Source organism: Syntrophorhabdus sp. (assembly GCA_012719415.1).
Classification (GTDB): Bacteria; Desulfobacterota; Syntrophorhabdia; order Syntrophorhabdales; family Syntrophorhabdaceae; genus Delta-02.
In genome coordinates this window covers 1-9,451 of the sequence record JAAYAK010000042.1, presented here as the reverse complement: position 1 = coordinate 9,451, position 9,451 = coordinate 1, and the positions used below count along the sequence as shown (strand labels likewise).

The 9,451-nt window shown below is 56.4% G+C and carries 11 protein-coding genes; 9 read left to right on the top strand and 2 right to left on the bottom strand.

Going from position 1 to position 9,451, the window contains the following annotated elements; all coding sequences use genetic code 11:
- Positions 1-61: 61 nt before the first annotated feature.
- The 7 genes from GXX82_02470 to GXX82_02440 all read left to right on the top strand — a co-directional run bounded on the left by GXX82_02470 (position 62) and on the right by GXX82_02440 (position 4,277).
- On the top strand, positions 62-877 hold the full coding sequence (locus tag GXX82_02470) for an alpha/beta hydrolase (protein NLT21893.1): 816 nt from the start codon (positions 62-64) through the stop codon (positions 875-877).
- A 169-nt stretch (positions 878-1,046) separates the two neighbouring features.
- Positions 1,047-1,613, top strand: a complete 567-nt coding sequence (locus GXX82_02465) for a protein phosphatase (GenBank protein NLT21892.1) — start codon at positions 1,047-1,049, stop codon at positions 1,611-1,613.
- A gap of 2 nt (positions 1,614-1,615) precedes the next feature.
- Entirely contained in the window at positions 1,616-2,569 is a 954-nt protein-coding gene (locus GXX82_02460; GenBank protein NLT21891.1) for an ADP-ribosylglycohydrolase family protein, read from the top strand.
- An 81-nt stretch (positions 2,570-2,650) separates the two neighbouring features.
- A complete protein-coding gene (locus GXX82_02455; GenBank protein NLT21890.1) occupies positions 2,651-2,962 on the top strand; it encodes a nucleotidyltransferase family protein in 312 nt (103 codons plus the stop codon).
- The gene (locus GXX82_02450; protein ID NLT21889.1) at positions 2,943-3,299 is read left to right on the top strand and encodes a DUF86 domain-containing protein; all 357 of its coding nucleotides are present in this window, start codon (positions 2,943-2,945) and stop codon (positions 3,297-3,299) included. The genes GXX82_02455 and GXX82_02450 overlap by 20 nt, the downstream gene beginning before the upstream one ends.
- A complete protein-coding gene (locus GXX82_02445; GenBank protein ID NLT21888.1) occupies positions 3,292-3,540 on the top strand; it encodes a SemiSWEET transporter in 249 nt (82 codons plus the stop codon). The genes GXX82_02450 and GXX82_02445 overlap by 8 nt, the downstream gene beginning before the upstream one ends.
- Positions 3,541-3,551: 11 nt before the next feature.
- Complete coding sequence (locus GXX82_02440) at positions 3,552-4,277, top strand: DNA alkylation repair protein (protein ID NLT21887.1); 726 nt, start codon at positions 3,552-3,554, stop codon at positions 4,275-4,277.
- A 6-nt stretch (positions 4,278-4,283) separates the two neighbouring features.
- Here the strand turns inward: GXX82_02440 and GXX82_02435 are convergent, their stop codons facing one another.
- Complete coding sequence (locus GXX82_02435; protein ID NLT21886.1) at positions 4,284-4,730, bottom strand: hypothetical protein; 447 nt, start codon at positions 4,728-4,730, stop codon at positions 4,284-4,286.
- Between the two features lie 37 nt (positions 4,731-4,767).
- Entirely contained in the window at positions 4,768-5,808 is a 1,041-nt protein-coding gene (locus tag GXX82_02430; protein ID NLT21885.1) for a hypothetical protein, read from the bottom strand.
- Positions 5,809-5,971: 163 nt separating this feature from the next.
- On the opposite strand from GXX82_02430, the gene GXX82_02425 reads away from it, so the two are divergent.
- A complete protein-coding gene (locus tag GXX82_02425; protein ID NLT21884.1) occupies positions 5,972-6,790 on the top strand; it encodes a transporter substrate-binding domain-containing protein in 819 nt (272 codons plus the stop codon).
- Between the two features lie 86 nt (positions 6,791-6,876).
- On the top strand, positions 6,877-9,126 hold the full coding sequence (locus tag GXX82_02420; protein ID NLT21883.1) for a response regulator: 2,250 nt from the start codon (positions 6,877-6,879) through the stop codon (positions 9,124-9,126).
- The last annotated feature ends 325 nt before the right edge of the window (positions 9,127-9,451 follow it).

Below are 9,451 nucleotides of genomic sequence, written 5' to 3'. Positions count from 1 at the left end.
TTGCAAGACCTCGCTGATTGTGGCAGAATTGGGTCAGTTATCGACAATTCAAGGAGCGCGCATGTCTTTTGCGGAGATCAATGGTCTCAAGGTGTATTACGAGGTTCACGGGGAGGGGGAGGAGACAGTTATGCTTCTCCATCACGGGTTCGGGTGTCTCAAGATCTGGCGGAATATCTTCGGGCGTTTTGTGGATGCCGGCTATCGCGTGGTCATGTATGACCGCCGGGGGTTCGGACGCTCTGAGGATGGGCCTGATTTTTTCGGGTTCTATGTTAGTGACGGGTACAGACCCGAGACCGTGGGCGAATTGCGCTCTGTGAAGGAGGCCCTTGGCATCGGGCCCTGCCATCTTGTGGGGCAGTGTGAGGGCGGCGTGCTGGCCGTGGATTATGCCGCGCGCTATCCCGAAGATGTGTGGACGCTGACGGCGGCGAGCACACAGTGCTACAGCGAGATGCCGATGACACAGCTGAACATCGAAAGACTCGTCATCCGCTTCAGAGACCTCGAGCCGCGGCTGCAGGCCAAGATAATTGACTGGCATGGCGAAATGGCTGAGACGAAATACGAGCAGTTCGCGAGGTGCGGCGGGGAATACGGTGTGGAGTATTTCGACCTGAGGCCCGCACTGGCGAAGGTTCAATGCCCCGCCCTTGTTCTCTATCCCGACCGCAGTTCCATATTCTACGTCGAACAGGCAACAGCCTTCTACAGGGCCCTGCCGAAGGGTGAGTTGGCCGTTTTCCCGAAATGCGGCCACAACACCTACGAGCAGCGCCCGGACGACTACGTCCGCACCATCCTCGACTTCCTGGAACGCACAAAACAGGGGGAAGGCGAGTCAACCCGCCCGTCGATGTCATGCCTGGCATAACAACGGTTGCAGGTTTCAGGTTCCAGGTTTCAGGTCAAAAACAAGGACGGAAAACGGTTGCAAAGGCCTCTGTTAGGGGTCGGATATTTCCCTGAAACCTGGAACCGTCTTCCCTGTGTCATGACGCTGTCACAGACCGCGGGGTATAATGGGGGAGTGGAGGTGATCGATGCGTGAGAGGAAAAATATGTCTTATCCCGTGGTTCCTTTTGACAGGTCTTACTGGGTGGTGCCGGGGAGGTTTCTGGCCGGATGTTACCCGGGAGACCTCGATGCGGACGTGGCGCGCGGCAAGGTGCAGGGGCTTCTCGACGCCGGTATACGGCACGTCGTGAACCTCATGGAAGAGACGGAAACGAATTGGGACGGAGAACCTTTCGCCGGGTATCGGGAGGAGCTCCTCCAACGGGCCGGCGAGATGAAGATCGACGTTAGCTGGGCGCAAAGGCCCATCAGGGACATGGCGGTGCCGTCCCGCGGAGAGATGACCGGCATTCTCAACGAGATCGACGGCGTCATCACAGCCGAGAGACCGGTGTATGTCCATTGCTGGGGAGGGAAGGGGCGGACCGGGACGGTTGTCGGCTGCTACCTTGCCCGCCATGCCTTCGCGAGCGGGGAGAGGGTGCTCGAGATGATACGGGAGCTCAGGGCCAGCGTGCCCGGCGGGGGTTATGATTCGCCTGAGACGGAACGACAGCGGGAGATGGTGCGCTCGTGGAGGATAGGTGAGTGAAGATGACGGATATTTCCAGGCGGGACAGGATGCTCGGCGGGCTCTGGGGGGCCGTGGTCGGAGACGCTCTTGGCGTCCCCGTGGAGTTCAAGGGAAGGGATGCCCGCAAGGGGGACCCCGTCACGGACATGAGGGGATACGGGACCTTCAGCTTGCCGCCGGGAAGCTGGTCGGACGACTCGTCCCTGATGCTCTGCACGGCGCAGGGTCTTCTTGACGGGTTCGATACGGAACGGATCGGAGACCTCTTCGTTAGCTGGTTCACCGCGGGTCTCTGGACCCCCCACGGACAGGCCTTCGACGTGGGGAGAGGGACGTGGCAGGCGATCAGCAGGATGCAGCTCGGCACGCCGGCCGCAACGGCGGGCGGACAGGAGGAAGAGAACAACGGCAACGGCTCGCTGATGCGCATCCTTCCCGTGGCCTTTTACTCTGCGACGATGGGAGATGAAGAAGCGCTTCGTCTCGCCAACCGCGCCTCGGCCATAACCCACGGGCATCCCAGGTCAATGATGGCATGCGGAGCGTATTGCCTCATCGTCGCGGCCCTCCTTGACGGGATGACGCCGCGCGAGGCATATCTGCTGACCATGGAAAAAACGGGAAGGTTTTACAGCGGGCCTTCTTTCTCGGAAGAGCTGGTACATTTCTCCCGTCTTCTTTCGGGTGACATCGATGCTCTTTCCGAAGCCGCCATCGAGTCCGACGGCTATGTGGTCCACACGCTGGAGGCATCCCTGTGGTGCCTGCTAACGACAGACTCTTACGGCTCGGCAGTGCTCAAAGCGGTGAATCTCGGCTGGGACACAGACACGACAGCCATCGTAACGGGCGGCCTCGCCGGCACCCATTATGGCCTTGAAGCGGTACCGCGGCAGTGGAGAGACGCATTAGCGAGAAAACAGGAAATAGAAGCCTTGTTCGAACGGTTTGTGGACGAAACGATGAGCGGTTGAGAGGTGATTCCCTGCGGCCTGACGTCAAAGTGCTTTACAGCGATCGGGACTGTACTGTAAAATCCATAGTGGCGGGGAGCAATGAATGGAATGACCAAACAAGACATTTTCCGCATTCTTCGGCAGAACAGGGCCAGGTTACGGGCTTTTGGCGTCAAGAGAATCGGCCTTTTTGGCTCCTTTGTTCGTGGACAGCAACGCCAGGACAGTGATGTCGATCTCCTGGTCGAATTCGAACCAGGACAGAAGACATTTGATCACTTCATGCAATTGTCTTTTTACCTCGACGACGTGCTGGGGCGCCGGGTGGAGGTTGTCACCGTTGAATCGCTCAGCCCTTATATGGCTGATCACATACTGAACGAGGTCGAGGATGCCGCCCTCGTCGCTTGAGTACTTGCGCCATATTCTCGATGAAGCCCAATATCTCATCAGTACCAGCAAGGGATTGAACAGGGATGATTTCCTGATGGACGAAACCCTCAAGCGTGCTTTTGTCAGGAGCATAGAGATCATTGGGGAGGCGTCGAAGAAAGTGTCCCCTCAGTTGAAGGAAAGACACAATGAATTGGAGTGGAGAGCGATTGCGGGCATGCGCGATCGGCTGGTTCACGACTATCTCGGTGTGGACTATGACATTGTGTGGGATGTGGTGTTGAACAAAGTCCCTTTCCTCTGCAAGAAGGTCGAGAGCATCATTCAAGAGGAAAGACTTTCCGGCGATGGCTGACCTTATCGGTTACATAGCCGCCTGTTTCACGACCTTTTCACTTCTGCCGCAGATATTGCGCATCTGGAGGTTGAAAGAGGCGAGGGATGTCTCGCTTTTTCTACCCCTGATGATCGTCATCGGTTCCGTGCTGTGGTCCGTCTACGGTGTCCTCATCAAATCGGTTCCCGTCATTGCGGCGAACGGTGTTGCCCTGATCATAGCGCTCATCACCGTTTTCTTCACGATTCGATATAGATAAGGAGGTTCCCGATGGACCTGAATGTTTTGGAGAGGATACGCGGTGAACTCAGGGAGAACGCGGATGAAGCGATACGGGAGAGCGGACTGAGGTTCTTCAGGGAGGAAGTGAGGCTTTACGGGTTGAAGACCGCGGCTGTGAGGAGCATGGCAAGGAAATACTACAAAGACATCAAAGGGGCGGGGAAAGCCGCAACCTTTCGTCTTTGCGAGGGGCTGTGGGAGTCCGGGTATATGGAGGAGTCTTTCATCGCCTGTGACTGGTCCTACCGCGTCCGCAAGGAGTACGAACCCGGTGATTTCGAGGTTTTCGAGAAATGGGTGAACAGATATGTTACTAACTGGGCATCCTGCGATACCCTGTGCAATCATTCGGTGGGAGCCTTTATCGAGATGTACCCCGAATATCTGGACGACCTGAAAAGATGGGCCCTGTCCGGAAACCGCTGGGTCCGCCGCGCGGCAGCGGTTTCTCTCATTGTTCCCGCGAGAGAAGGCAGGTTTCTCGCCAACGTCCTCGATATCGCAGGCATTCTCCTGACCGACGATGACGACATGGTGCAGAAAGGCTACGGTTGGATGCTCAAAGTTGCCAGCCAGGCGCACCGGCAAGCCGTCTTTGACTGGGTTATGATGAACAGGGCGAAAATGCCACGCACCGCCCTGCGCTACGCCATAGAGAAAATGCCGGGAGATCTCAGGGCCGCCGCAATGGCAAAGGTCGTCACAGGCAATTGAACGGCCTTATTTTCCCCCGGATACCGTGAGGTTCTTTATGCCGTTCTTCGCGAACTCTTTCCGGTACTTTTCGGCGAAGGCCTCTTCCTCCTTGAAGAACTCGTCGTCGGACATCTTTTCCAGCGCCTTGGGACCGTGCTTGTCGAGCATGTCCCGCCCCGCCAGGTTGTAGATGAGTTTGTCGAGGAAGGTGAAGTCGTCGTAGCGGTCGATGAGCTCATTCAAGGTTTCGTCTTCTTCGAGAGTGGCCGAAGGCCAGGCCACCTTCTGTTTTTCGTCATAATCGGCGTATTCTTCAAGCCCGAAGTCTCTGGCGAACCCGAAGATGTATTTCTGGAGTTCAGCATACTCATTGTCTTCGAGGTCATCTTCGTAGGTGTTGACCGTTCTCGTGCCCATGTATACGGCCTTCAGCAGCGTTTCAAACTGTTTCTTCGTAAACTGGATCTTCATATGCTCCCCTTTGTCCGGTTGTGGTTTTCATTACCCGTCACTTTTCGCTCTCACATATCCTTTTGCAGGCATCCTGCGTCTCGAAGGGCACCGTTCCGCCGCATCCTCCGTAGGTGAAGGATCTGCATGCCCCTGCTATCTCGTCATAGTACCCCGCGTGGAAAAGGGCCATGCACGGTCCGGGGTCCGGTTTCATCCGGCATCGTGCCGTGATGTCGACCCCCTGATCTCCCGATCCTTTCAGCACGTCGTTGAGAAGGACGGCGGCATCCCGCCTTCCCTTGTAGAGCGCGAGGTCAACATCCTCCGCGGTTGGTCTCCGGCCTTTTTCCAGCAAGGTTTTCAGGATGCCGACGTTCCCGGAGGCAGCGGCGGCGCGAAGGATATCCTTGCCCCCGGGGTCCGCCCCACGGGAGAGAAGGACGGCAAAGATGTCCTCATATCCCATCGACGCCGCGTCAGGAAGTGACGACTCATTGTAGACGACGCCCTTTTCCAAAAGGACGGCGGCGACGTCATGGTGGCCTCTTCGGATGGATTCGTTGAGAAGCCTCGCGTCCGCGGAGCGGCTGACGTCGAAGCCTTTCACTATGAAGAAATTGACGAGGTCGACGGCGCGTTTTTTGTCATCCATGAATACCACACTGATGAGCGGGGTGTCACCGTCTTTGTTCCTGAGGCTCATATCGGCGCCATTCTCAATAAGGAACCGGGCGACGTCGTACCGGCGATAGGCCATCGCTTCATGCAGGGGCGTCCGTCCGTCCTTGTCGCGCGCGTTGATGTCCGCCCCTTTCTTCAGAAGCAGGGCAGCCACATCCAGGTATCCCCTGTTGGCAGCGTAATGGAGCAGGGTGTTTCCATTCTTGTAGCGGACATTGACATCCTTGAGGGAAGAGACGTGGTCCTTCATCGCCGCTGAACGGTCGGCGATCGTTTCCATCCCTGCCTTTTGATCATCGAAGAACTGCTTCAAGGTATCTTCCGGGGATCCCTTTTCCCCTGCTATCACAGTCGAGGCAAAAAGGACGATGACGATGATGACCCGGCAGATGAGGGAATTGGTTGTATTCTTCATTCCTTGTTTCACTCCCATGGTGACGCGGCTCGGCCACGTTTTTTGGGACCGTCCCGCCTGTTGTGATCTCAGATTGTAATATCACTTGAAGGAAATGGCAAGCGGATCGATGGCTCGATGTCGGCTGGAAGGAGAAATGCCGGGTGGCAATGGGGCCGGTAATATGGTACAAGTTCTTATGACAGGGCAGGTCCTGCGCATATCCGCGGTCTTTTTCCTGGTGTTTGCGTTCAGCAACGCGGTCCTGGCCGGGGACAGCCATCCTGAAAAACTGACCGTCGTCTACACGGAATGGTACCCGTACACGTACAAGCAGGATAACGGCGCCGGAGGATTTGAGATAGACATCTTCAGGGCGGTGATGAAGAGGATGGGTATCGAGGCCGTGTTTGCGCAGTTTCCCTTTAAGCGGTGCCTCAAGATGCTCGAGGAGGGTCATGCCCATGTGCTCATATCGGTCCTCAAGACCCCGGAACGCGGGCGATACACGGTATTCCCCGGTGAGCACCTCAGTATCTCCCGGACCTCCCTCTTCACCAGGGCGGGCACTCAGGTCCGGTACGGGGGCTCCTTGAAAGACCTGAGGGGATACACCATCGGTGTCATCCCTGGCTTCAGCTACGGGGCGGCCTTCGACAATGCGGATTACCTGAAGAAGGAAGAAGTGCTGAACACCAGGCGGCTTGTCAACATGGTCGTCAGTGGCAGATTGCATCTCGGCATCGAGAACGAGGCGGTCATCAGGAGTGTCGCCGGCAGCCTTGGCGTTGCGGGATCGATCCGTTTTCTCAATCCCCCCATCCATAGCCGGAAGCTCTATGCGGGCTTCTCCAGGAGACTCGGGCTCCAGCAGCTGGCTGCGGAGTTTTCCAGAAACCTCAAAGACTTCAAAGACACCGGTGAGTACAGAGACATACTGCGAAAATACGGGGTTTCCCGTTCCGAATCGACCCACCAGAAGGAGAAGGCCTCCGGCAGTTGATTTTTCTTGCGATTCGCCGAGAATGATAGAAAAGGGCCAGCTTGACCGACTTCCATGCAAGGGCCCTTGAGGTAAAGGAAACATCTGTGGACATATTCAGGAGAAGGATCCTCGCCAAGCTCATAATCATACTGATCGTTGCCGTGTCTGCGATCAGCATCCTGTCCATCCTCTATTTCGACAGGAGAAACAAACAGGCGCTGAAGAAAGAGCTGCAGGATACGGTGTCGAACCTGGGTGAGATGGGCCGGCTTGCCTACGCAAATCCCATGTGGCAGATGGCGAGAACGGAGATCGCCTATATCAACCGGGCACTACTGACGAACAGGGACATCGTTGCCGTCAACATCTACGATGAATCCGGGAGATTCGTGGACAGCCTGGGGAAGAACCCCGATACCATGGAGATCGGCGACGACGTTACCCTCCCGGCCATATTCATCATACCCAAAGGCGCAGAAGACATCCGGAAGGTCTACTATGCCGTCTTTCACCGTGAGTCCATCGTTGGTTTTTTTGAGATCTTTTACACCGAGCGCTTCGTGAACGCCGAGATCCTTCTCAGGCGATTCAACCTGACCGTGGCCTTCACGCTCATCGGCCTTTCCATGATCGTGGTCATATTCGTGGTCGTGAAAAAAATGCTTATAGCCCCTATCCTGACCCTCGCGGACGTGTCGCGGCACATCACGAAGGACAGGGACTACTCGGCCAAACTGAAGAAGAGGTCGAACGACGAGATTGGCATACTCTATGAGAGCATAGCCGACATGCTCCGCGAGATAGAACGGAACGAGGAGGAATTGCGCAGAACACGGGGCTACCTGGGCAACATTATCGAATCCATGCCATCCATGCTCGTTTCCATCGACCGTGAAGGCACCGTCACGCAATGGAATCACGCGACGGAGACAGCGACGGGCATCCCGTCCGGAGACGTGCTGGGAAAGAACCTGTGGCGGGCAACGGACTTTTTCGACAGCTTCAAGGAGGCTATCGAGGGGATCATGGAGACCAACGAGGCCGTGCATCTCTACAGTCACCGGTTCGACCGCGAAGAAACGACCTACAAGGATGTGTCCATCTATCCCCTCGTGGCGGACGGTATCAGTGGTGTGGTCATCAGGATGGATGACGTGACGGAGCTTGAGAAGAAGGAGAGCCTCCTGCAGCAGGCGCAGAAGATGGAGACCATCGGCACGCTTGCGAGCGGAATAGCCCATGATTTCAACAACATTTTGGGGAGCATCATCGGGAACGTCTCCCTTCTCCAGTACAAGCTGAAGTCAGGCGCTGCCATCCCCGCCGAAGAGCTGTCGGAAATGCTGGTAACCATAGACAGGGCGAGCAGCCGTGCCGCGGATGTGGTCAAACAGCTCCTGACCCTCTCGAGCAGGAAGGAAGCCTCGTTCTCGCCCGTCGACCTCAATGTCGTCGTGAAGAACGTGCTTCACATATGCGAGAACACCTTTGACAAGGTAGTGGCTCTTGAAGCCGGATACGCCGACACAAGGGCAATGATACGGGGAGACCAGGTGCAGATAGAGCAGATCCTGCTCAATCTCTGCATCAACGCTTCCCACGCCCTCACGATAATGAGAGGGGAAGGCGGAAAGGAGGGCGGCAGGATCACGATATCAGTGAACCGGATCAACCCCGACAGGCCATTCCTGTCGCGGCACCCGGGCGCCGTTCCTGAGCCATACTGGCTCCTTTCCGTCGAGGATAACGGCGTGGGAATACCGGAGGACATGCTGCCCAAGATATTCGACCCTTTCTTCACGACGAAAGGGGCGGGAAGGGGAACGGGACTCGGTCTCGCCGTTGTCTACAACATCATACGCCAGCATTCGGGTTTCATAGACGTCATCTCTTCCCCCGGCGTCGGCACGATCTTCAATTGTTTCCTTCCCTGTCTTGAAGGCGTCGGTCTTGAGGCAGGATCGGGCAGAGAGCAGGGCCCTCCGCGCGGAGAAGGGGTTGTTCTCATTGTGGATGACGAGGCCTCCATGCGGGAGGTTGCGGGCAGCATCCTACAGGAACTGGGCTACAAGGTCCTCCTCGCGCAGGACGGCGACGAGGCGATAGAGATCTTCCGGGAGGGAAAGGACGAGATAGACATGGTGCTCCTCGATGTCATCATGCCGAAAAGATCGGGCCGCCAGGTCTACGTTGAGATGAAGAGGATCGATCCCGGCGTGAAAGTGCTCTTTGCGTCGGGCTACTGGCAGGACGACGGGGACGAGGACCTCACCTCCCTCGACGACGCGCATTTCATACAAAAACCGTACACCCTCCAGGCCATCGCCGAAGCGGTAAGGAAACGGATGACATAAAGACCGGCTTGAACCGCTTGAATAGCTTGAACCGCTTGACAGCCTGTTGACAAACTCCTTTTCTCCGTCATCCCGGCGAAGGCCGGGATCCAGGAAGGACGGGCAGTGAATGACCACTGAACAGTGAAAGATCCGACACGCCTCTCCCATTCCACTGTTCCGGCGTTATCCTTTGTTTGTTTTCTGTTGCAGCGGGACTTTTCCTAGATATAATGGCTGACAACCGAACAAGAAAAGGCCTGCTCCTTGGTTGTCGTGGGTTATACTTGGTGAGTCACCAAAAACACAAAGTACAGAGCCAGAATAAGGAGGCAGGCCAATGAGA